The organism is Tabrizicola sp. (assembly GCF_041913445.1).
In the GTDB taxonomy this organism is placed as follows: domain Bacteria; phylum Pseudomonadota; class Alphaproteobacteria; order Rhodobacterales; family Rhodobacteraceae; genus Tabrizicola.
Window position 1 is genome coordinate 336,684 of record NZ_JAYSFG010000002.1, and the last position, 23,112, is coordinate 359,795.

Genomic DNA, 23,112 nt, shown 5'->3' on the forward strand with positions numbered 1-23,112 from the left:
GTGCCACTCACTCAACCTTCGTCGGTATGGCCTCTCTCAAGCTTACGCCTTTCTATCGGAGTTCGGATGTATTTGTAGAATCCTTCGTTTCCTTTGGCCATCATGGCAAATGCCTCAGCAATTTCATGCGTTGCCGCGATCTTCATGGTCATTCCAGACTTGTAGTAGTCCAGAATTTCTTCCAGGTATCTGTCAAGTTCTTTATGGTCGTCGTCAGAAAGCTTAAACGTTATGGTCCCTCCAATATGCTTGGTGAGAAGCATACTGGAATCTTGATGTGCTGAATAGCCATCGCGCGAGTGTATCACTTCTTGATGTGCAGCTTCAGCAAAGACATCATCGTGGTAAACGGTAACTCCGTCTGCAACGCCTCCAACCGTGGGTAGCGCCTGACGACCTACTCGAATGTCTGCTCACTGGCCTCGTCTTCTCGGCGTTCTCGGTCACGTTCCTTCGTGATCCATGTTCTGGCTTCGACGACCACACGCCGTGTCGCTTCGGCTATCCTTGGTTCCGGGTGTTCGTTAAGAGCCGCCAAGGCATTGGTATTGCGATCCATTATGTCAGCCTTGCTACCTGACCAACCATTTGGGGTGATGCGGTCTGCAAAGCTGTTCAAGACTAGCACAGGGTTTGGGCATGCTTCCAGAAACCGCATACACCGTTCAGTGATGACAACGGTCTTTTCGTCACCCGACGTTTCAAACACATCCAGAGCGGTTGCCACGCCTGCCCAGATTTCCGGATCGGCTTTTGCCCGGCACCACTCGATGATCCTGCCCACGTCCGAGGTTGCCAGCAACGAGCGCCGGAGACCGCCGTGGCCAAGAAAATGGAGACGAAGCTCCCGCTGGCGTTCTTCACCACTAAATGCACGGTCCAGGAAATCCTCTGTCACGCCCTCAGCGGTCACTTGCATGGCTTCGTCATAGCCTGGTGCATAGCCGTAGTGGTTGTCCACACTAGAAAAAATCGCGTCCAGCCAAGCCGACTTCTCGGCCTCGTTGCCCTCGAACGTCAGGCTCGGGCGCAACACTTCCGCCATTTCGTAGTCAAAACGGTCGTTGTTGCCATCCCTATCACGGTTCAACTGTGATGACGCCGCAGTTAAGGCAATCCGACGAAGATCATGGCCGAGGACATCCACCGTCTTGTCGGTATCATGAAGCTTCATGTGGAGTGCATCTAGAACCACACGATCACCATCAGGCTTCTCAAGAAGCCGGGTCGCAAGCTCCAGAACCTTTGCTTTCGGCAGTGATGCAAACTCTTTGCGCCAGAATAGAATCCCGTAACCCCACGCCCCAACATCCGGTTGCTCCAAGGCCCTCATGCACCGATCCAGATCAGCCTCACCAAAATCGTGGGATGGATGGAGCATGACGATTGCCGGGCGTAGAAGAGGGTCGGCCAGGCATCCATCCAAAATTTGCCGATCAAGCCCCTGATGGAGCCGCCCAACTTCTTCGAGGAACCCAGAAAAGACGGAGCAGTTGTAATTGGTGACGCCGCTGCGTCGTAGGACCTCCACCAGTTCAGCCCAACGCCCCGTCGGATCGTTGGAACCTCTGGCCAGGCCGGAACCAAAGGCATGTCCGAATGGCATATAACTAGTTGAGAAAATCTCGGCCCCCAATTGATCTACCCCTAGCTCAGAGAGACCAAACTGTTCACCAAAACCTGCAATGCGCTCCGTCATGCGCTGCTGCGCATTTTGATACTTGGAAGTATCATCATGATCAAAGCCTGGGTCCAGAGCCCACAGGTCTTGGTTCCTCCCGAGCAAATGGGTTCTGATGTTGGATACCAAGTCCTTTGGAGCCAGCAAATCCCTCAAGGTCAGCAAACCGGGCTGCACAGGCGTTGGGTTCAAGTCTGCACTCTTTCTGCGGTAGTCAAAGAAGATCGTTGACTGAATAGCCTTCCAGCCATCCGTCCATGGTCGTTGATCGTTCAAGGTCGTTGCAGCTTCCGCCAGCTTGTTGCGCACCTCAGCATGAGACCAGAGCCCCCGGAACGCATTCGCTAGCACTTCTCGGGCGCGGCGACTGAGATCGGGATCAGGGTCGAGCCCAGCACGGACAGCAAGATTGATGAATTGGTTACGCCATTCCATCAGTTGAGAACGATTCGGCTCGAAGCCGAAATCTCTCGGTCGGGCACCGAATTCCCCCATACCCATCCCCGTCCAGCTTGGGCCACCAAGGGCTTTGGACAGCATTTTGAGACCTAAGGATCGAAGCTTCGGTTCCGCTGACCAAAGTGTTGAACGCATGATCAATGCCCGCTGCCTGGGTGTGGCATGTGTCCCCGATAAGTAAGGTTGGAAGAGTTGAACAATCTTGTCCCGGACGGAGTCATGGTTGTTTGCCGGGTCTTCATGATGGGCGATCCGCAGAAGCAGGTTCACACACCGGTCGAATGCGATTGGTTCATAGGCCAAAGCCACCAGCATTCTCAGAATCGTAGTGCGTCGAGGGTTGGATCGAACTTCCAGGCCACCGAAGCCGGGTGCCATGAGTTCCAACTCGATCCGATCGAGCAGTGCCTCGGGGCAGACAGGCGCAACATAGTCGAGTATCCTGGCTTTTCTGTCGTCCAGACCAATTATTGGAACCAGCATACCACCAGGGGCCAACCAGCCCTGAACGATCTGCTGTGCTATCGGATGCTCGTGCATCAGACCCAAACGATGGGCGAAAGATGTCAGTAGGCGTTCGTGCCCTGGGGCTTCAAATGTTGCCCTCAGTGTTTGGGGTCGAATTCTATCCAAGGCGGATGTGGCCAATCTGTTGGCAATGGCATGCGGCAGAACTGCACGCCACCGTCCCCTCCGCTGTGCAATCTGGCGATCTACTAGGGCCCGCATCGACCGGTAGAGGACATCACCGGATATGGCACATAGCGACCCAAGAATCCCCAGTTCGTCAGCCTCACCTTCTGCGGCTTCGATGGAAAATGAGTATACCAAGGACAGGACTTCCGCATGCTCACAGAGCCTTCCGTCCTCGCCATGTCGTTGTTGGAAAAGCCTGTCGAACAGGTTGGCATCCGACAGGTGGGCCAGCGACTCACCAACTTCAACACGTTCAGCCAATGCCAAAGCGACGCGGGTGTTTCCGCTCGAAAACTCTGCCACTCGATGGGCATTGGCTTGGCCGATCCCGGGGTATCGCCTCAGGACAAGGGCTTCTGCGATCTCTGGCCCGTCAGCCTCAATTTGGATCACCTCGGTAGTCTGCGGCTTGTCATCACGGATGTCATATTCAACCGTAATGAGCTTGATGCGGTTCTCCGACCTTGTGATTCGGCTGGCCAGATCAGCGTGTAGGGCGGGCGGGCAGTTGTCGATGACCACCGTGGCTGTGCGGCCATCCTGGGCCAGGTGATCAATCATCTGGCGGGCGGATGGAACCGGATCAGCACCGGTGTCAACATAGACCACCGAGGTTCGATCCAGTGCGTCCTGTCCGATCTGTTCATCAAACAGCGCCTGAACAAACCGGGTTTTTCCCACGCCGGAAAGCCCTGCAATCCGGATTGCTTTCTTCGAGGACAGAATCAGTTGCCTGGTCGGGTTGATCGCTTGCTCGATGGGCAGTTTCTGATGGCGCTGTCCGGGGAGGATCACTGAGACCCCAGGAGCAAGGATTAGGTCATCGGTCATGGCAGTTGGGACGTTGGTCCATCGACCATACGATTGCCACCCGGATAGGGGCTGACCGAGTAGCAACCGAACCCATAGCATCACACTTGGATGTTGTCGGAGCCACTGGTGCAGTTTGAACCGGTCATAGAAGTCGAGGTGGATCGCGTCGGCTTTCGGATGGCCGACAACAGCCGCTCTCATAGCCTCCTGGCGCGCCTTTAGATTGGGTTCAGTGCAGTCGTCCCCCAGACTGACGATCACATATGCTCCACCGGCCTCACATTGTTGACTGATCACGTCGGCCAATGCGCCCTTTGGTCTCATCTCACCGGTGATGCTCCCGGCTGGCATGTTGGGCTTCTTGGACTGAAAAATGGTATTGGGCTTCGGTATAAAGCTTGAGGTGAACGGCTCTGTCTTTACATCGACGCGCACATCGACCCCACCATCGGGCGCAGTGATTGACCCGGAGAACCGAACATCCCCCGCCGAGCCACCACACGCCGTGACCTCGGCCTCTGCAAGCCTGCCGATCAACTGTTCCAGTTGAGCATCGGTGAGAGCAAGAAGCGCGTCTTTCGGTAGTTCGAGGATGGACATGTAGTATCACGTTTCAAAATAGGGGCAGCCGCCCAAAGCGAGATACAATCCATAGCGCAACCGGAGACGCGAGTCATCCGTTCTAGAAAGTCAAAGTCCACTCCGAAATGAAGTCCCGAGACTAGATTTTCCGACGTTTGCTGCCAGGTATCGATACACGGAGGACCGGGCCACCCCGAGGTCTCGCGCAATATGGGTCGGCGAGACCCCTTCTACATGCAGTTCAGCAATACGTTTACCGTCGATGGTTGCGGGACGACCCTGAAATGGGCTGACATCCCGTTTCAGCGCCGCATCGATTCCTTCCCGCTGTCGTTCGGCTCGGATAGTGGCTTCAAATTCCCCGAAAGCCCCAAGAACCGTGAAAAACAGCCTGCCCGTCGCAGTTGTCGTGTCTACTGCCTGCTCAATGACCCTAAGCCCAACTCCCTTACCCTCCAGCATCTGGGAAATTTGCAGCAAATCACGGGTTGACCGGGCCAGGCGGTCAAGCCTGGTGCAGACGACAGTGTCCCCACGGCGGATGCCCCTAAAGAGCATGTCTTCTAGGGCAGCACGTCCGTCCCGAGTTCGGCCAGAAACCTTCTCCATGTAGAGGTGTTCCCGACTGACCCCGGCACTGATCAATGCCGCGATCTGAATGTCCAGCGACTGTGACCGACTAGAGACCCTGGCATAACCTATTAGCTCCCCCATAATACCCCGCTCCGTCCCGTTTGACTGTCCGATATGTGCATACCGTCCGATAATTGATTCGTAAAGTCTAATCGGAAATATTCTTGAGGCTAATTGCCGTCCTTTATGATTATAGTTTTGCAGGACAGTTCGTCATGCTCATTAGCTGCCAACTGATCTCCACAATGATCTCGACCCGGCCCCCTTTTTGGAGGCCGGGCATCTGATGTTCGAGGCGCTTCGGTTCTCATGTGAAGTCATCCAGGAGCAGATTAGACCGACACTTTGACGAGAATGATCGTATTGAAGCTTCCAGTGTCAGGGAGGACGGAGGTCCAGACCGAAACTCACTCGCTTCTGGAAACGCACCCATTTCGGCTCAATGAAATCAGGGCAGTAGCCAAGCGATAATGAAGTCGAGTTATATCTTGTAGCGCCGCAGGCGAACCAAGGAGAAAAATGGTAACCTGCCGTCTTCTTCCATATTTGGGGGACCAGTGAACCCGCGTGAGGTTCGTGCAGACCAATTTGGGGAAGAGGACAATCAGGCGAAGCTGGAGACAGCACTTTGACAAGATGTGTCCCAACTATATCTCTTCGCAGCGCCGAGGATGCCGAGCAACTGCCTCTGCTTTCGCCAGCGACCGGTTCTGGATGATCAACCTTATCGCTCTCACCGGATTCTCTGTTCACTCCGATACGAACAGTCATATTGACACCGTGCAATGCCCGGCGAATCTCGGCGTCAGCAAAGAGGCCGATAGCCGCATCACGGTGATCGCTCGATCCGAATGCTGCCGGATCATGTATGGGGTCTGGCCCCTCACTCATGGCAGCAAGATCGTCGTTGTCTAGTTCCCGACCGTCATCGCTCCAGGATGCGTCGTCTTCGTGATCTTCAAGGTCAACTTGTTGGCCGGTCTGTCCATCAGGAGAGTTCCGCTCGGTCTTGCCCAATTTGGAGGTTTTCTTCTTTCCGGAGTATTCTGCGTAGCCCTGGGCTCCACTAGTTACGATCCCGCAGGCTGCGATCTTCTCTGCCTTTACTGTCTGAGTATGAACCTGATTACTGCCGGTGAAGGTCTTGCGCAGCAAATCTCCTATCTGAGAGGGAGAAAATCCAGGGACATAGATCAGCCCGTGGCCATGGAACAACGCAACAATCTCGTCGTCCGGAATGTCGTTCAGATCATGACCGCCCGGCACGATCTGATCGAACGACTGCCGGATGTCACCGGCACGCTTCATCGCATACTCCAGACGGACGTAAGCGATGGTGTCGTCACCGAGGGAGCTTAGCCCGGACCGAAGGTAGGCTTTGAATCTGGAGATCAGATCACGATATGGGTCTCCGCCACGCATTACTCCCAGCATGACCGTTGAAGCTCCGACTTCATTCCTGGGGAGCCCATCGAAGCATCTCGCTTGAGCCTGTCCCGCCCGCACTCGGTAGTTGCGCGACAGTGGCTGGCCGTGAGCGGGGCCGACATAGTTCACAACCGAGGTGTCAAAGACAGTTCCTGGTTCAACCCGACGCAGATGCCTTGAATTGGACGCTACGGAACAATGGTAGCAGAATGGACTGTTGCAGCGCCATCGGTAGCTGCAGTCCATTACCTTCTGGACTTGTTCCCACGCGCGGGGGTCGAGACTAAGAAGCGCAAGTTCCAGTGCTTTGCGTTCACGCATGGTCCCGGTGTAGAGGTTGGCAGCAAGTGCAAGAACCTGCTCCTGATCAACTATCCCTACATCAATACAGTTCCACGCCATCTAAATCCCCTGGAAGCTTCCATGGGGTATGTAGGCAAAAATGATGGTCTGAGGGGCCTGTTGGCAGATTTTTGTCTGACACGCTCCAAAATCGGTGAAACGAGGATAGCTGACATCTGTGTTCTCAGCGGGAGGATTCGTCGAAAATAGACGGGGCTGACACTTGGTTCAGATGAAGCTTGATCCGATAAATACGGACAAGGAGATTGCACATGTTGAACAGCGTCGAAAGAATTACAGTAAGGTCCGTATCTGCCCAGTCGAGGGCCCGGCTTGTCGCCCTGAGGGATTACTCTCGGCTCACCTATGGCAGCCTCATTGATGACGCGGTGGACGCGCTCTGGGCCCTATACCTCGAAGATGATCATGACCTGCCCCCATTATCTGACCTGGTGAGGTGAGGGTCGATGCGGCCAGTGAGACCGATGAACGACAGGCATCCGATGACGTTCTGCGAGAATATTCTCCAAGTTCATTGCAAAGACGGTCTTGAATGCTGCCGACGGGGCTGGCCGTCACCAGGGAAGAGTATGTGGCTTTGCGAGACGCACGACGTCTAACCGTGGCCGTCGGTCATTGTTGTCTATGCTACCTCTCATCGGGTGGACACGGGAGCGTTCAGGTCCGTCAAGATCGGGCAGATCGCCGACTGTTCGACACCCAGCATCACCCGATACCAAGCAGACCCTGTCCCCAGTGACAGGCCGTGATCCGGGTGATCAATTCCAGTTGCATCGCGTAGACGTCGCCGGGCGATCTGGGTGGCTCGAAGTCGCTGCACCAACCGTCCAGCGATCCCAGGTTGGCCGCCAGTCTCCGCCAGCGCATCGTGAAGATACGGCTGCAGAAGAGCCAGATACCGGGCGGTTGCCATCCTCCGAACTTCCCGCTCGAACTCGCTCTTAACGTTGAGCAGTGGCAGCGAGGCATGACGCCGGACGGCGTTCCTGTGCCAGATTGCTCCGAGAATGCGTTCCCGATCCTCCCGGGCGACCTGTGCAGACTGGATCGCATGGTTCGCTTTATTGGTCATAAATCGATCCCCCCTGATCTACAGTTCGAACCGTCTCCCTAAACTCGGCGTGACGGCGCTGTCATCACCGAATCAGCCCTATGACGCTGGCCCACACACCTGCGTCCGAAACGGCAATGACCGGGTTCGGAAGTCGGATGTCGATCTGGATGGCGTGGCGCGTGAATGCCGAAAGGCCAAAGCCGACCAGACATCCACCAAGCGCCAAAAGCAAAATCGCCAAGCCCATGAAGAATGGGATAAAGAGTCCAGCGATCACGAACAGCATACTGAATGCAAGGCAAGCCGAACCGAGCTTCTGCCGCGTGTTATAAGTCTTCATCTCGATTGCCATCCGGTGGCCGAGCACTTCTTAGACGGCGTCAGGATGATGAACTCGGAGATGTTCAACAACGCTCAAAAGCTTCGGATGCGCCCAATCATTCACCCGGCCGCATCCTGGGCATGCTTGAGCGTCAGTCGAGATTGAGCGACCGCAGGCCGGGCACGGGATCAGAGCCACATGGTCAGAAGTGTTGGGACCAGGCATTGGCACGGCGTTCATTTCCCGCAAATGATCACACGGCGTTGACCATCTGCCGTGTAGTCGTATGCCCACCCGTGTCCGCCACCGAAATCTCCTCCAACTGATCGCGATATTGCGAATAGAGCCCGTCGCCCCGGGATGCCTCCACCATGCCATTGATGCACCGCGCAATGGTCGCTCGATCTGATGGGGACCACCACCACAACGCCAGAAAGACCAGCCCCGCACCAAGGACGGTGGTCACAGCCTTTTGTCCCAAAGTCTGCTCCATCACCCAACCTCCCCATCTTCGTCAGTGTGATCCGGCTCCCCGGCAATGATCAGATCAGCAGGGCCAACCTGGCCCGCCGTCTCCCGGTGGATGGCGTTTAGGATGCGACGGCTCGGCACCGCCTGCCCGTCCCTGGCACGCAAAATCGATGACGCACTGGTGCCGCAGCGCCGGGCGAATTCCCGCAAGCTCAGGTTATTGGCAGCGAGGAATTCGGCGAGTTTCATGTTGCCTTGTATTCCGGGATATGGAACGATTCGCTAGCCTAAATCTCCGCTAGTGCGATTTTTCTTTCCAATCGTTCCGTATTATGGAACATTATAGGGAGTCACCGTGGAACTACGTCCTTGCTCAACGCCAACATCCGCGCGATCCGGCTTCAGGCTGGCCTCAGCCTCGACAAGGCGGCCCTTCGCACCGGCCTATCCAAGAGTGATCTGTCACGCTTGGAAAATGGCCACAGCCCGATCACAGCCACCAAACTGGAGACCATCGCCGCCGCCTATGGTGTGCGAGCGGGCGATCTGTTCGAAGGCCAGATCGTCCCGGTTCAAGACGATATGAACCTGGATCACCTTGGTCAGGTAGTGGAGATGGTCGAACGTATCATCATCGCCCTCGACACACGGCCTCGCCCCGAAAAGGTTCGAAAAGCGGTGGTGGAAACTATGCGCCTCTCTCGCCAGGACGCCTTGCGCACGGCAGATGCAGAGTTCGACCCGACGCGCTACACCGGCATGGTCAAAGCGATTTTTGAGGACTGACCCAATGAACCCCGTCACCCAAGCCGAGATCAACAAGGCCGCATGGGGGGCCTGCGACACGTTCCGGGGGGTTGTCGATCCTTCGGTCTACAAGGACTACGTGCTGACGCTGTTGTTCCTGAAATATCTGTCCGATGTCTGGAAGGATCACCGCGCCCGGTATGAGGCTGAACACCCTGACCATCCGGAACTGGTCGATGCCATGATGTTGCAGGAAGCCTTCATCCTTCCACCGCATGCCAGCTTTGACGCGCTGCACAAGCGTCGCCACGAAGCCGGGAATGGGGAGCGGATCGACAAGGCCCTGCACGCCATCGAGGATTCGAACATCTCGAAACTGCGGGATGTGTTCCAGGACATCAGCTTCAACTCGAACAAGCTGGGCGATGAGGAACAGAAGAACGACATCCTTCGGCACCTACTGGAAGACTTCGCCAAGCCCGCCCTCGATCTTCGCCCCTCACGGGTGGGGCAGCTTGATATCATCGGCGGAGCCTATGAATACCTGATCTCCCGGTTCGCGGCCACGGCGGGCAAGAAGGCCGGGGAGTTCTATACCCCCGCCGAGGTGTCTGACCTCATGGCCCGTTTGGTTGACCCGCAGGAAGGCGATGACATTTGTGATCCCACCTGTGGCTCGGCCTCGCTGCTGATGAAATGTGGGCGGCTGATCCGGGACCGGACTGGCACCAAACGCTATGCCCTGTTCGGGCAAGAGGCTATCGGGTCCACCTGGGCCCTGGCCAAGATGAACCTCTTCCTCCACGGCGAGGAGAACCATCAAGTCGAATGGGGCGATACGATCCGGAACCCCAAGCTGCGCACCCAGGATGATCTGCTACGGCATTTCGATGTGGTCGTTGCCAACCCGCCGTTCAGTCTGGAGAAGTGGGGGGTCGAGACAGCAGAGAAGGACAAGTTCAGCCGGTTCCGCCGGGGTGTCCCGCCCAAGACCAAGGGCGACTATGCCTTCATCCTGCATATGATCGAAACCTTGAAACCCCGCACCGGGCGCATGGCGGTGGTGGTGCCGAACGGGGTGCTGTTCCGGGGATCGACTGAAGGGACAATCCGGCAGAAGCTGGTGGAGGAGAACCTCCTCGATGCCGTCATCGGGCTGCCCGACAAGCTCTTCTTCGGCACCGGCATCCCGGCGGCAATCCTGGTGTTTCGAAAACGCAAGGCCGACGATTCCGTGATCTTCATCGATGCCAGCCGGGAGTATGAAGAGGGCACCAACCAGAACCGCCTTGGTCCCACCCAGGTGGAAAAGATCGTGGCCACCTACCTGGCCCGCACCACGGTAGAGAAATACGCCTTCCGGGCCACGCTGGCCGATATCCGGGGCAACGACTTCAACCTGAACCTGCCCCGCTATGTCGATACCTATGAGGAAGAAGACCAGATCGACCTGATGGCTATCCGGGCCGAGCGGCTGCGGCTGAAATCCGAGATGGAGGGTCTGGAGACCCGCATGGCCGGGTATCTGCGGGAGCTTGGGTATGGTTCCTGAGGGGTGGAAGATCGGCAAACTACGCGAGTTGAGTTCCAAGATTGGAAGCGGCATCACGCCGAAAGGTGGCCGCGAAACATACCTCGATGAAGGCATTCCTCTGATCCGCAGCCAGAACGTGGGCTGGGGAAAACTAATGCTGGATGACGTAGCTTTCATAGACGAACGCCAACACGATAGTATGTCCGGTAGCAAAGTGAGGCACGGTGATGTTCTGTTGAACATCACGGGTGCTTCTATCGGTCGGTCGGCAATCTACCAGGGCGACGACAACGCGGCCAACGTGAACCAGCATGTTTGCATCATAAGGGCAAAGCCAACACTATCGCCCGAATATTTGAAAGCCGTCTTGATCTCAGATGGAGGTCAAAAACAGATCGAGCAGTTCCAGGCCGGTGGGAACCGACAAGGGTTGAACTTTGAGCAGATCGGTTCGTTCGCCATCCTCCTCCCACCCCTCCCCGAACAACAAAAGATCGCGGAAATCCTGGGCACCTGGGACAAGGCCATCGAGACGACCGAGGCCCTGCTGGCCAACGCCCGCACCCAGAAGCGCGCCCTGATGCAATCCCTCCTCACCGGCACCCGCCGGTTTCCTGGGTTCGAGGATCACCCGTGGCGGGAGGTGCGGTTGGGGGATGTGGTGGCCGGAATTCCCGGCGGCGGAACACCCGACAAAGGCAACCCATCGTTCTGGGGTGGTGATCTTCCATGGGTCAGCGTGAAAGATTTGAAGTCCACAGTTCTAACCCAGACTCAGGACACGATTACCGAAGCGGGCCTGAGCAGCAGCGCAACCAACGCCTTCCCAGCAGGAACAATCGTGATGGCGACCCGAATGGCAGTCGGTTCTTGCGCAATTCTCGGGGCACGCATGGCGATCAACCAGGACCTAAAGGCCATAATTCCGAACGACCTTATCCTGAATCGGTATCTATTTCATTGTTTGCAAATGTCCCAAGATGCACTTGCAACGTTGGGGACTGGCAGCACTGTCAAGGGCATCACGCTGGATTTGTTGCGTGAACTCAGGATCGGCCTGCCAGGAAACAAGAACGAACAGGCCAAGATTTCAGACGCTATCGACTGCGCTGAACATGAGGTGTCAGCTTTGCAGTCTGACCTCTACCACCTCCGCACTGAGAAGAAATCCCTGATGCAGCAACTCCTGACTGGCAAAGGGCGGGTGGTTGTATGACTGTGGATCAGGTTCATCCAGATGATGAGCAGGTCGGGGAGCCGCCGATACTGGGGTATGCCGATGTCCTCGGGGCGACGGATTTCCGCCAAGGCTATATCAAATGCCGTCTTGTCCATTTGACGGACAAGTCATTCGTGATCCCAGACATCCTGTTGGCAAGTGGGCTCCACAAGAAGTTTTTCTCGCCCAAATTCTTCCAACCCAATCAAATCCTGTGGTTTGGTGGGGATGGCTCGGGTGATTTCTGCCGGTTTGTGATCACTCTGGGCGGCAACGTCGATGTCAGTGTAGCGTTTTTCAGGAAGGGCTTAGTAAAGCAATGTGCAGACCATTCACTGATCTATAAATGCGCGTTCAGACCGGTCAACGGCGGCGAAGCACCTGTATCTCAAGGCGTGTGGCGTCGAAGGGATGACCGGTTTGAGATCGCTCTGTTTCATCATACCAACGCGGTAGGTGAGGCCGGGATTCGAGCATTGAAAGAAATTTGGAGTTCACCCTGGAACATCCAGGGGGTCCGGAAACTGTCGAATGTGGCTTATGGCTACTTCACCAGTCTTCCTCGCATCAGATCGACTTTCGACCTCTGGGAAATCGCAATGTCGGATTCCGGCTTCACTCACTTCTTGCCAACCAATGCCCCACCTGACGCACAATATGCACATGCTCTAGACGTCTACCGGCAAGATAGATCGGATCGTGACCGACCGTTGCGGTTTTGGGTGAACCTTGAAGTGATTGCTCCCAATCACCTCTGGCTGCACAAGCCTAATGGCGACGCAACCTATTATGAGGTCGTGCTCCCCAGAGTGTTTCGCGTTGGTGTCGAACCAGGTCGAGCACTGCCGATCCGGGGAACCTTGCTCGACGTTATGCCCACTGACTGCAAGCGACTTGGATTCGTGATCGTGGGTGATGCCGATACTGAGAATGGGTTGAAAGCCCCGTTCCACGAAGAGGAAACCCTAGACTTGGCCAAGATCGACGAAATCCCGATGGGCGATGAGATCATAGGCCGTTGGCAATCGATGCAGAACCGCTTTCTCTTTGATGGTATGAAAGTCGAACTCAACCAATTCGCTTTGGATGGGTCCTGATATGTCTGGCCACCACATCCCCGACACCCGTGAAGAAGCTGCGGCCAAGCTGCCCGCCCTGCACATCCTTACGGTGCTGGGGTGGGATTACCTCTCCCCGGCGCAGTGCATGGCTCTGCGGGGCTCTGAGCGGGCTGTGGTGCTGGAAGATGTGCTGAGGGAACACCTCACGCGGCACCGGTTCGACCACAAGGGGAAGACCTACCCACTCTCCCCAGCCGGTATCGCCCAGGTGATGCGTGAGGTCACCCAGACCGGACTGTCCCAGGGGCTGATCCCAGCCAACCGGGCAATCTATCAGCATCTCACCATGGGGATCACGGTCACCGAGTTCGTGGACGGCCAACGCGCCAGCATCACGGTGCCGCTGATCAACTGGGCCGACATCAATGCGAACCGGTTTCAGGTGACGGAAGAACTGAGTGTGGAACGTCCCGCCGGGATGGGCCGGTTCCGCCCGGATATCGTGTGTTATGTGAACGGCATCCCGCTGGTGGTGATCGAGGCCAAGCGGCCAATTTCATCGACCAAACCCACCGCGATGGTGGAAGAAGGTATCAGTCAGCATCTGCGCAACCAGATGGGTGATGGTATCCAGGACTTGTATGTCTATTCACAGTTGCTGCTGTCCATCTCGGGTGTCGATGGGCGCTATGGCACCACCGACACGAAAAAGAAGTTTTGGTCATCTTGGCGTGAGGAAGACATCCCAGAAGCCGAGATGGCTCAGATAAAGGGCACCCCTCTTTCGGCAGCACATCGGACGGCAATCTTCGCAGACCGTCCCAGATGGGCCCTGGAAGCCTTTGACCGGCTGCATGGGTCACACGTGCTGGTAACCGATCAAGATCGTCTGTTGGTCAGCCTGATGCGTCCTGACAGGCTTCTAGATTTCACCCGGCGGTTTTTTTTGTAAGCCAAGAAAAACCGGAAGAAAGCCGCCCCCAAACACCACGTGGAGGGGGTAAAGGGGCTTATCGCCCAGGTGCGGAAGATAAAAACCGACCGGCGCCGTGTGGGGGGTGTGATTTGGCATACCACCGGATCGGGCAAATCCAACCTGATGGTGTTCCTGACGAAGGCTTTGCTCCTGGAACCGGAGCTTGCCGGTGCCCGAGTCATCGTGGTGACGGATCGTGTCGATCTGGAAAAACAACTCAGCGGAACATTCCTGACCGGTGGTGCCTTCGGATCAGATGTGGCGACCAAGAAGGATGGAGCGGCGGCAAAGGTCCAGTCTGGTCGTGACCTGGCGGTGCGGATCGGATCGGGGTCCGAACGGATCATTTTCACACTGCTGCAAAAGTTCAACTCGGCCACCAAACTGCCAGAGTGCCAGAACGCTTCGGACAAGCTGATAGTCTTGGTGGATGAAGGTCACCGCAGCCAAGGTGGAGAGAACCATGAGCGGATGCGGAAAGCTCTGCCCAATGCCGCATTTATCGCGTTCACCGGAACCCCTCTGCTGAAAGACGACAAGACCAGGAACAAATTCGGCCCGATCCTTCACGCCTATACCATGCAACGGGCGGTCGATGACGGGGCCGTCACGCCTTTGGTTTATGAAGAACGAAGGCCGGTGGTCGATGTCAACGAGGCCGCGATAGATGCCCAGTTTGACTACTTCACCGAGGGTATGTCTGAGGCACAGAAATCTGACCTCAAACAAAAATATTCGACCCGTGGACACATCTATGGAGCTTTGAGCAGGATCGATCTGATCGCGTTTGATATTGCCAAGCATTTCAAAGCAAACTTCGAACATGATGGCCTGAAAGCCCAACTGGCCACCGACAGCAAGCTGTCCGCCATCCGATACAAGAATGCCCTGGATGCCACCGGGTTGGTGACCAGCGCCGTGGTCATATCCGCACCGGATACCCGTGAAGGTCACGAAGAGGCCGATGAATCGAAAGCGCCAGAGGTTCAGGCATGGTGGAAAGCCAACGTCGGGAATGATCCCGAGGCTTATGAGACCGGGGTGATCGAGGATTTCAGCACCGATGGACCACCAGATATCCTGATCGTCGTGGACAAGTTGTTGACTGGGTTCGACGAGCCTCGAAACGCGGTTCTCTACATCGACAAGAACCTCAAAGGCCACAACCTGCTCCAGGCCATCGCCCGCGTGAACCGGCTGCATGACGCAAAGAAGCACGGGTTCCTGATCGACTACCGGGGTATTCTGGCGGAACTGGACACGTCCATCCGTGAGTATCAGGACCTCGCGGCCCAGACCCAAGGCGGCTACGACATCGACGACCTGGCGGGCACCATCTCCAACGTCTCGACCGAGTATAAGCGCCTACCCGCCCTGCATGATGCCTTGTGGGCCATCTTCGCGGGTGTGACCAACCGTGCTGACCGCGAACAGTTCCGTCGCATTCTGGTGCCGCGTCTGGCGGATGACGGTTCTGGCTTGAGCTTTGACGCAAACCAGAAAGTTCGTGAGGATTTCTATGATGCCCTCACCGCGTTCGGGATGTGTCTAAAGCTGGCCCTGTCATCGCGGGCATTCTTTGAGGATGGGGCATTTTCGGAAGACCTGATCCGAACCTACAAACGGGACCTCAAGTTCTTCACTGAGGTGCGTATCCAGTCCAAGCGTGATGCCCAAGAGGTCGTGGACTTCTCCGAGTATGAAGCCCAGATACGGCGGCTGGTGGACAAACAGGTGATCGGACAGGAGATCATCGACCCAGATGGAGTGATCCTGGTGGGTGATCTGGGCGGGCCAGATGACCCAGAGGACTGGTCCGATGACAAGACCCGGACCGAGGCTGACCTGATCAAGACCCGTATCCGGAAGACTATTGAACAAGACCTGATCGATGACCCGTATGCGCAACGTGTCTTCTCTGAGCTTCTCAAGGAGGCCATCCGCGAGGCCGATGCTCTCTTCGACTATCCCGGCAAGCAATTCACGTTGTTCAAAGACCTCGAAGCACAAGTGGCCAGGCGATCCACGCCGGGGTTGCCGGATCGGTTCGCCGATCATCCCATGGCACAAGCCTTCTATGGGGCTTTCCTCGATACCATTGGTGCCGGTGGCCTCGACGGAATCTCGGAAGATCAGCTTGTAGCCGAAGCCCACCACATCGAAGCTGCGGTAGATAACGCCATCCTCACCTACTCGATCAACCCAGGCAGCATCGAAGCCGAGATACGCCGTGCCTTGTTGCCACGATACTTCAAATTTCTTGGGGGCCTGGAACGAGCTACCGAGTTGATCGAGCGTGTCATCACCATAGTCCGTACGGGTCACGCCCGGGGTCGTTCGTGACGAAGTCTTTCGTTCTGATCTATGGCGACGCCAAGTTGCCCTATCATGTCCAGGAAGACCCCAAACGGTCCACCCGCATTGCCATCCATGTCGAGCCCAACGGAACAGTGATCGTCGATGCTCCGCCGGGCTATTCCGACGAGACCGTGCAGCGTGCCGTCCAGAAGCGGGCGAGGTGGATTACCACCCACGTCACCGACGCAGTTCAGAGGTTTGCACTGGTGCGACCACGCGAATACGTGTCCGGCGAACAGGTGCTCTACCTGGGCCGTCGCTATCTGTTGAAGGTGGTCATCACCGCCAAGCCGTCGAAAACTGCAAAGTTGCGCGGAAACCGGCTGGAGGTCGAATCCCGCACAGGTGACCCGGACGACATCAAGGGGCGTGTGCGGGGGTGGTATCGCTCCAGGGCTCGCGATTACCTTGCTCAACGCCTGGACTTACTGTCTGCGAAGCTTTCATGGGTGGATACGACGCCACCGTTCAATCTGTTGGAGATGACCCGGCAATGGGGTTCATGTTCCCCATCTGGCCGGATCATCCTGAACCCGCACTTGATAAAGGCACCTCGGGCGAGTGTGGACTACGTGATCATCCATGAACTCGCCCACCTGATCCACCACAACCACGGCCCAGAATTCTTCCGGGTCCTGGACCGTGAAGTGCCAGACTGGAACCAACACAAGCAGGTCCTCGACGGCATGGTGGAACAGTTGATGAACGAATGACACTATCGGCGGATGCATCCCCGAGGCCTTAGGCGGCAGTGGCTACGGCTGCCCGGCGAAAAAAACTTCTCACCAACAATCTGTAGAGTCCTCGCCCAGTTGGATGCCTCAGCCCGAAATGTCACACCGGACTAGCTGGGTAAGAACTCTAGCCGAAGCTTCTCAATCGCTGCAGCACGGGGAATCAAGGCATGCCCAAGCCCATACCGCCCGGCCACATCCGGCATGGCGTGGCCCGTAATCCGGTCATTAAGTTCCTTGCTGACCTGCCCCTGATTGATGGCATCCGCGAACGCCTCAAGCTGGATTTCACCAGCTTCCAGCTTGGTCACCATGTCCGGTGTCACCCCGGCATTCTTGAGCATGTCTTTGAACGTGTGACGGAGCGAATGCAGCACTTTGCGAGGGTCTTCCGTGACCTTGTTCACATAGCGGGAAAGCCGCTTGCCAGCGGCGTTCTGGGCCTTGCCGTCACTATCCAGAGGATAGTCGAAGATGCGCCCTACGCCCCGCTTTTCCAGCATAGGCGCGACTCGTGAGTGTATCGGGACTACCCGGCGTGACTGAGCATTCTTGATCTTCTCTGCATTCCGGAGGTCCAGGTAGGTGATACCGGTTTCCGTCTTGATCTGGGACCAATCCAACAGAGCGATTTCATCCAGACGTGCGCCAGTGGTCGCCAGTAGGGTCAAGCACAACCGATCTTGTTCAGTCATCTTCTGAGCGAAGATTGTCTTCATCTCGGCAGGATCGAAGGGCAGATAGGACTCAGCCCGCTTCCCGTAGTCATCCATACTCAGGTTCGTGAAGGGGTTTGCATCGATGATGCCAAGCTTCTCGGCCCGCACCAACAGGACCGAAATTCTGCTGATGGCGCTGGTAATCGTCTTGTTAGCAAGTCCCTTCTGAGCAAGCGAGTCCTCATACTGGTATGCGTGGACTTTCTTGACCTCCGTGATGTGGATATCACCAACGCACCGCAGGAACTCGCCACAGCGGGTCTTCCTGGTGCTTCGTTCCTTGTTGGAACCAATCTGGTTGGTCTCCAGGTAGGCTAGGTAATCGATGATGAACCGGGAAAGGTTGGTGGCCGGGTCCTTGGGGGATTTCGCAGGTGGCAGCATCCGGCGATGCGCGAACGGGTCTGCCCGTGACTCTTCGTCAGAAAGATATCGGAACGTGATGGGAGCCGGGGTCGGCTGAGCGTTCAGGGCGGCATCGAATTCACGGTAAATCTGCGACGCGATACCAGGCATCGCCGTTTCCGCTGTCCGCTTGTCAGACGTGCCGGTTGAGCGACGAACCTGGATATTCGATCCCGCCTGTAGCTCCGTTGGCTTGGTGATGACTACGAACCACTTGTTGCCCTTGGAGGGGATTTGGACAAGCGATGGAGGGTGGTAGTTAGTGCCCAATCTAGTTCCCAAAACAGTGGCCCTCTCCAAGGGAAGTGCCCGGGAATCTTATATTATTGGTGTTTTGTGAGTCAAAGGGAATGAATGGCGGAGAGGGTGGGATTCGAACCCACGGTAGGCGCAAACCTACAACGGTTTTCGAGACCGCCACGATCGACCACTCCGTCACCTCTCCGCGCTTCAGGGGTCGTCTATGTGGCGGGGTGGATAGCCGGGCCAAGACCGTTGCGCAAGGGGCAATCGGCAGAAATCCGGTCCAGAGGCGCGGGGACGATCACGGGCAGTTGCGGACCGTCGGCTTGGCAAGCCGGAACGGAGGCACTAGCTCTGAACCGTCGAACCTTTGGAAGGGCCCGCTGATGCTTCTTTCCCGCCTTGCACTCGCGGCACTGGTCGCCTGCACGCCGCCGGCCTTTGCCGAAACCACGCCGGCCGATCCCGTCGCAGGGGTCTCGGTCGACGGGCTGGACGAGGCGATGCGGCTTGGCGATCTGTTCGAGGTCCTGCGCGAGGAGGGGATCTCCCACGGGGCGGAGTTGCAGTCGGACATGTTCCCCACGGTCGGCGGGGCGGATTGGGAGGCCGAGGTCGCTGGCATCTATGACGCGGACCGGCTTCATGCGGCCTTCACCGAGGCCTTGGAGAGGGCCTTGTCCACCCAGCCCGAAGCGGTGGACGAGGTGATCGCCTTCTTCCGTTCGGACCTTGGGCAGAAGGTCATCGGGCTTGAGATAGAGGCGCGGCGCGCCTTCATCGACACCGCGACCGAGGAGGCGGCCCGCGTTTCTGCCGAGGATGCCGCGGCCGCCCGGGACCCGAAGGTCGCGCTGATCCGCCAGATGATCGAGGCGGGGGACCTGCTGGAGATGAACGTGGCCGGGGCGATGTCCGGCAGCCTTGCCTTCATGACCGGGATGTCGGAGACGGGCGCCTATGGCGCGATCCCGCAGGACCAGCTTCTGTCCGACGTCTGGGGCCAGGAAGACCAGGTGCGGGCGGACACCTCCACCTGGCTTTATGCCTACCTGGGCCTTGCCTATCATCCGCTGACCGAGGCCGAACTGCAAAGCTACGTCGCCTTCTGGGAAAGCCCTGCGGGGCAGGTGCTGAACGCGGCCTTGTTCAGCGCCTTCGACACCGTCTTCCGCGACGTGTCACTGGACCTTGGCCGGGCCGCAGGGCGGGCGATGCAGGGTCGCGATATCTGACCCCAAGGCTGCTTGACTCCGCCCGGGCTTCGACGCATAAGCGCGCATCTCGGGCCAGGGGGTGACTCTCGGCCCGTGATGTTTTTGCAATGACGCCCTTCAGGGGCGCGCTGTCCGAGGCGGGGAAACCCCGGGAACGCCCAGGAATGGGGGCCACAGGGCGCGGAGAGATGGAAGGAAAGACCCATGTTTGCGGTCCTCAAGACCGGCGGCAAGCAGTACAAGGTGCAGGCGGGTGACGTGCTGCGCGTGGAAAAGCTTGATGCCGTTGCCGGTGAAAAGATCCAGTTCAACGACGTCCTGATGGTCGGCACCACGATCGGTGTGCCCTTCGTCAAAGGTGCGGCCGTGCAGGCCGAGGTCATCGACCAGATCAAGGGCGAGAAGACCATCCACTACGTCAAGCGCCGCCGGAAGCACTCCAGCCAGCGCACCAAGGGCCACCGCCAGCACCTGACGCTGGTGCGCGTGACCGAAGTGCTGGAAAAGGGCGCGGACAAGTCGGGCGTCAAGGCCGCCGTCGGCACCGTTGCCGCGCGCCGCGCCGCCCATGAAGCCCCCGGCGCGGCCAAGCCCGCCGAGAAGGCCGAGAAACCGAAGCGTGCCGCCAAGGCCGCTGCAGCGCAGGAGTAATCCCCCATGGCACACAAGAAAGCAGGCGGTTCGTCCCGCAACGGTCGTGACTCGGCCGGTCGTCGTCTTGGGGTGAAGCTGTTCGGTGGCCAGCACGCCATTCCGGGCAACATCATCTGCCGTCAGCGCGGGACCCAATGGTTCCCGGGCGAAGGCGTTGGCATGGGCACCGACCATACCATCTTCGCGACCGTCGAGGGCCGCGTGACCTTCAAGAAAGGTCTCAAAGGCCGCACCTTCATTTCGGTTCTCCCCGTGGCGGAGGCAGCCGAGTAAGCCGAACCTTTACAATCGGATTGTAGATGGGGGATCGGCGCAAGCCGGTCCCCCATCTCGTTTCCGGCCTCAGACCGGGAATGTGGCGGAATGCCATGCCACGACCCCGAAAGGGCCAAACATTCGGGCGATTGCCGGGTTAACCGACAATCCCCACATGAGCTTCGAAGGAGGGAAGCCATGATCCTGGAGAAGATCGTCCCGCCGGTCGAGATTGCGACCGACCGCTTCACGCTTCGCCCCGTGCGAAAGTCCGACGCAGGACTGTTCGCGCTCTACGCCGGCGACAAACGCGTGGCCGAGGCGACCCAGGGCATCCCGCATCCCTTGCCCCCCGGCGCGGCCGAGGCATTCTGCACCCGTGCCATGACCGCCGGGTCCGAGGAGGACATCTGGGTCATGGATGGGACGCGGTCGTCCCTGCCCGAGGTTCTGGGTGTCATTTCACTGAAGAAGATGGACCGGGGCCAGTCCGAGATCGCCTTCTGGGTGGCCCCCGCCTTCTGGAACCACGGCATCGCCTCCGAAGCCGTGCAGGCGCTGGTCGCGGCAAATCCGCAGAAGAACTGCACGATGTTCGCCGAAGCTTTCCAGGACAACCCGGGCTCGGCCCGCGTCCTGACCAATGCGGGCTTCCAGTACCTGGGCGACGCCGAAAGCTTCTCGGTGGCGCGGGGGGCAAACGTGCCGACCTGGACCTATATCCGCAAGCTGGACTGATGGCGCTGGCCGCGCGTTTCCGGACGGAGCGTCTGACGCTCCGCCCGGTTGCAGCGGCAGATCGGGGCCGGTTCACCCGACCGCCCCTTGTGCAGCCTCTTGACGCTAAGTGAGACGCGGCCGAACGCTCAGCCCAACGGCGCGAGCAGGGCCTTCAGTGCGGCCAGCGGGTCCTCGGCGGACCAGATCTCTTCACCCACGGCGAAGAAGTCGGTCACCGGGCCGAACTTTGCCACCAGCTCGGCCGTCAGCGCACCTTCGGCGATGATCGGGACCTCGATCACTTCGGACCACCATTCGAAAAGCTCGAACTCCGCCCGGCTGCCGTCGCCAAGGCTCGTCGCGCCGATCGGGCCGAAGGCGGCATAGTCCGCCCCGGCTTCGCCGGCCGTCATGCCTTCATGCTTCGAGGTCTTGCAGAAGGCGCCGACGATGGCATCGGCACCCAGGTCCTTGCGCGCCTTGCGGACGTTGCGCGCGCCGTCGGTCAGGTGGACGCCGTCCAGGCCCAGGCGTTCGGCCAGGATCATGTGGTTGTCGATCACCACGGCCACATCGCGGGCATGGGCCGCCTCGCGCGCGGCATCGGCGGCGCGCATCAGCGTGTCCTCGTCGCGCGTGGCAAGGGACAGGCGCAGGCAGGCGATCGGGGTCCCGTCGAGGATCAGGCCAAGCCGGTCCGAGAAGGTCTCGGGATCGAAAGTCGGGGGCGTGATGAGGGTGATCTGCGGGCGCTCGTCTGCGGCCATTTCGGGCTCCGGGGTCTGTGTCGCGTCCGTCTATCAGCGTTTCAACGGCTTGGCTACCTTGGGCGGCAGGGTCCGCACGGTGGCGAGCGCTTGCCTGTCGTGCGGGCCTAGCCTATCTGGCGGCGAGGTTTTCGCAGAGGTCTGCCCATGATCCCCCCCGTCTTCATTCTTGTCCGGCCGCAGATGGGCGAGAACATCGGAGCCGCAGCGCGGGCGATGCTGAACTTCGGGCTGACGCGGATGCGGGTAGTGGGGCCGCGGGACGGCTGGCCGAACCCCAAGGCGGTCGCGATGGCCTCGGGCGCGGGGCGTCTGCTGGACGACGCGCAGCTTTTCCCCGATCTCGCGCCGGCCATCGCCGACTGCGACTACGTCTTCGCCACGACCTCGCAGCGGCGGGAGCTGGTCAAGGACGTTGTGACGCCGGAACACGCGATGGCGGTGGCCCGGGCGCTCGCCGCAGAGGGGAAGAAGGTCGGCGTCATGTTCGGACCCGAGAGGGCAGGGCTGGAGAACGAGGACATCATCCGGGCCAATGCTACGGTGTCGGTCCCGGTGAACCCGGAGTTTCCCTCGCTGAACCTGGCGCAGTGCGTCCTTTTGATGGGGTATGAATGGGGCCGGCAGGGCTTTGACGTGCCCCCCGTGGTCCGCGAGATGGCGCGGACCGAGCTTGCGAACCGGGAGGAGGTCGAGCGGCTCGCGGACCACTTCGAGGAGCGGCTCGAGGCGGCGGGGTTCTTCTTTCCGGCGACGAAGGTCGAGGGGATGAAGCAGAACCTGCGCAACATGTGGGGGCGGCTGGGGCTGACCCGGGCCGAGGTGCAGACCTTCCACGGGATGCTGCGGCAGATCGCGTACAAGCTGAAGAAGCAAGGCGACTGACCTGCGGTCCACGCTGGTCCGCTGCGGTAATCCATTGCAAGTCAATGGCTTGGCCGTGGACGTTCAGATTCTGTTAACCGCTGCGCAAGCCATCGGAGGGCTTCAAGCGTTCGTCA

22 protein-coding genes and 1 tRNA gene are annotated in these 23,112 nt (G+C 58.4%); 12 read left to right on the plus strand and 11 right to left on the minus strand.

Annotated features, from left to right (window positions below; genetic code table 11):
• Positions 1-11: 11 nt before the first annotated feature.
• The 8 genes from ACE3Q6_RS03940 to ACE3Q6_RS03975 form a co-directional block, all read right to left on the minus strand.
• Positions 12-263, minus strand: a complete 252-nt coding sequence (locus tag ACE3Q6_RS03940; RefSeq protein ID WP_374428720.1) for a hypothetical protein — start codon at positions 261-263, stop codon at positions 12-14.
• A 134-nt stretch (positions 264-397) separates the two neighbouring features.
• Complete coding sequence (locus ACE3Q6_RS03945; protein ID WP_374428722.1) at positions 398-4,249, minus strand: hypothetical protein; 3,852 nt, start codon at positions 4,247-4,249, stop codon at positions 398-400.
• Positions 4,250-4,339: 90 nt separating this feature from the next.
• Positions 4,340-4,945, minus strand: coding sequence for a recombinase family protein (locus ACE3Q6_RS03950; RefSeq protein WP_374428725.1), 606 nt, complete (start codon positions 4,943-4,945; stop codon positions 4,340-4,342).
• 297 nt (positions 4,946-5,242) lie between these two features.
• On the minus strand, positions 5,243-6,172 hold the full coding sequence (locus ACE3Q6_RS03955) for a hypothetical protein (RefSeq protein WP_374428727.1): 930 nt from the start codon (positions 6,170-6,172) through the stop codon (positions 5,243-5,245).
• Positions 6,173-7,289: 1,117 nt separating this feature from the next.
• Positions 7,290-7,727 (minus strand): hypothetical protein, encoded by a 438-nt coding sequence (locus tag ACE3Q6_RS03960; protein ID WP_374428729.1) that lies wholly within the window; start codon positions 7,725-7,727, stop codon positions 7,290-7,292.
• Between the two features lie 64 nt (positions 7,728-7,791).
• Positions 7,792-8,061, minus strand: a complete 270-nt coding sequence (locus ACE3Q6_RS03965) for a hypothetical protein (RefSeq protein WP_374428731.1) — start codon at positions 8,059-8,061, stop codon at positions 7,792-7,794.
• 223 nt (positions 8,062-8,284) lie between these two features.
• Complete coding sequence (locus ACE3Q6_RS03970; protein WP_374428733.1) at positions 8,285-8,524, minus strand: hypothetical protein; 240 nt, start codon at positions 8,522-8,524, stop codon at positions 8,285-8,287.
• Positions 8,524-8,751: a hypothetical protein gene (locus ACE3Q6_RS03975; protein ID WP_374428737.1), complete on the minus strand. Its 228-nt coding sequence runs from the start codon at positions 8,749-8,751 to the stop codon at positions 8,524-8,526. The genes ACE3Q6_RS03970 and ACE3Q6_RS03975 overlap by 1 nt, the downstream gene beginning before the upstream one ends.
• Positions 8,752-8,871: 120 nt before the next feature.
• Between ACE3Q6_RS03975 and ACE3Q6_RS03980 the strand changes: the two genes are divergently transcribed.
• The 7 genes from ACE3Q6_RS03980 to ACE3Q6_RS04010 are packed head-to-tail and all read left to right on the plus strand — an operon-like array spanning position 8,872 to position 17,110.
• Positions 8,872-9,288, plus strand: coding sequence for a helix-turn-helix domain-containing protein (locus ACE3Q6_RS03980; protein ID WP_374428738.1), 417 nt, complete (start codon positions 8,872-8,874; stop codon positions 9,286-9,288).
• A 4-nt stretch (positions 9,289-9,292) separates the two neighbouring features.
• Entirely contained in the window at positions 9,293-10,801 is a 1,509-nt protein-coding gene (locus tag ACE3Q6_RS03985) for a type I restriction-modification system subunit M (protein ID WP_374428740.1), read from the plus strand.
• Positions 10,791-11,999 carry a restriction endonuclease subunit S gene (locus ACE3Q6_RS03990; RefSeq protein WP_374428742.1) on the plus strand — a complete coding sequence of 403 codons (1,209 nt, stop codon included), beginning with the start codon at positions 10,791-10,793 and terminating at the stop codon, positions 11,997-11,999. Before ACE3Q6_RS03985 ends, ACE3Q6_RS03990 begins: the two co-directional genes overlap by 11 nt.
• Positions 11,996-13,099, plus strand: coding sequence for a hypothetical protein (locus ACE3Q6_RS03995; RefSeq protein WP_374428744.1), 1,104 nt, complete (start codon positions 11,996-11,998; stop codon positions 13,097-13,099). Before ACE3Q6_RS03990 ends, ACE3Q6_RS03995 begins: the two co-directional genes overlap by 4 nt.
• A 1-nt stretch (position 13,100) precedes the next feature.
• Positions 13,101-14,015: a type I restriction endonuclease gene (locus ACE3Q6_RS04000; RefSeq protein ID WP_374428747.1), complete on the plus strand. Its 915-nt coding sequence runs from the start codon at positions 13,101-13,103 to the stop codon at positions 14,013-14,015.
• Between the two features lie 39 nt (positions 14,016-14,054).
• Positions 14,055-16,382, plus strand: a complete 2,328-nt coding sequence (locus tag ACE3Q6_RS04005; protein WP_374428749.1) for a type I restriction endonuclease subunit R — start codon at positions 14,055-14,057, stop codon at positions 16,380-16,382.
• Positions 16,379-17,110 (plus strand): M48 family metallopeptidase, encoded by a 732-nt coding sequence (locus ACE3Q6_RS04010; protein WP_374428752.1) that lies wholly within the window; start codon positions 16,379-16,381, stop codon positions 17,108-17,110. Before ACE3Q6_RS04005 ends, ACE3Q6_RS04010 begins: the two co-directional genes overlap by 4 nt.
• Before the next feature lie 131 nt (positions 17,111-17,241).
• Here ACE3Q6_RS04010 and ACE3Q6_RS04015 read toward each other — a convergent pair whose 3' ends face one another.
• Together ACE3Q6_RS04015 and ACE3Q6_RS04020 are read right to left on the minus strand one after the other, a co-directional pair.
• Positions 17,242-18,525 (minus strand): tyrosine-type recombinase/integrase, encoded by a 1,284-nt coding sequence (locus ACE3Q6_RS04015; RefSeq protein WP_374428757.1) that lies wholly within the window; start codon positions 18,523-18,525, stop codon positions 17,242-17,244.
• Positions 18,526-18,610: 85 nt separating this feature from the next.
• Positions 18,611-18,700 (minus strand) — tRNA-Ser (locus ACE3Q6_RS04020).
• A 184-nt stretch (positions 18,701-18,884) separates the two neighbouring features.
• Here ACE3Q6_RS04020 and ACE3Q6_RS04025 point away from each other — a divergent pair.
• The 4 genes from ACE3Q6_RS04025 (at position 18,885) to ACE3Q6_RS04040 (ending at position 21,362) form a co-directional block, all read left to right on the plus strand.
• Positions 18,885-19,733, plus strand: coding sequence for a DUF2059 domain-containing protein (locus ACE3Q6_RS04025; RefSeq protein WP_374428762.1), 849 nt, complete (start codon positions 18,885-18,887; stop codon positions 19,731-19,733).
• A gap of 186 nt (positions 19,734-19,919) precedes the next feature.
• Complete coding sequence (gene rplU, locus ACE3Q6_RS04030) at positions 19,920-20,366, plus strand: 50S ribosomal protein L21 (protein ID WP_374428765.1); 447 nt, start codon at positions 19,920-19,922, stop codon at positions 20,364-20,366.
• A gap of 6 nt (positions 20,367-20,372) precedes the next feature.
• Positions 20,373-20,642, plus strand: coding sequence for a 50S ribosomal protein L27 (gene rpmA, locus ACE3Q6_RS04035; protein ID WP_374428770.1), 270 nt, complete (start codon positions 20,373-20,375; stop codon positions 20,640-20,642).
• Positions 20,643-20,822: 180 nt separating this feature from the next.
• Positions 20,823-21,362, plus strand: coding sequence for a GNAT family N-acetyltransferase (locus ACE3Q6_RS04040; RefSeq protein ID WP_374428774.1), 540 nt, complete (start codon positions 20,823-20,825; stop codon positions 21,360-21,362).
• A gap of 128 nt (positions 21,363-21,490) precedes the next feature.
• Here ACE3Q6_RS04040 and ACE3Q6_RS04045 read toward each other — a convergent pair whose 3' ends face one another.
• Positions 21,491-22,111 carry a thiamine phosphate synthase gene (locus ACE3Q6_RS04045; protein WP_374428776.1) on the minus strand — a complete coding sequence of 207 codons (621 nt, stop codon included), beginning with the start codon at positions 22,109-22,111 and terminating at the stop codon, positions 21,491-21,493.
• A gap of 147 nt (positions 22,112-22,258) precedes the next feature.
• On the opposite strand from ACE3Q6_RS04045, the gene ACE3Q6_RS04050 reads away from it, so the two are divergent.
• Positions 22,259-22,996 carry an RNA methyltransferase gene (locus tag ACE3Q6_RS04050; protein WP_374428778.1) on the plus strand — a complete coding sequence of 246 codons (738 nt, stop codon included), beginning with the start codon at positions 22,259-22,261 and terminating at the stop codon, positions 22,994-22,996.
• Positions 22,997-23,112: the final 116 nt, after the last annotated feature.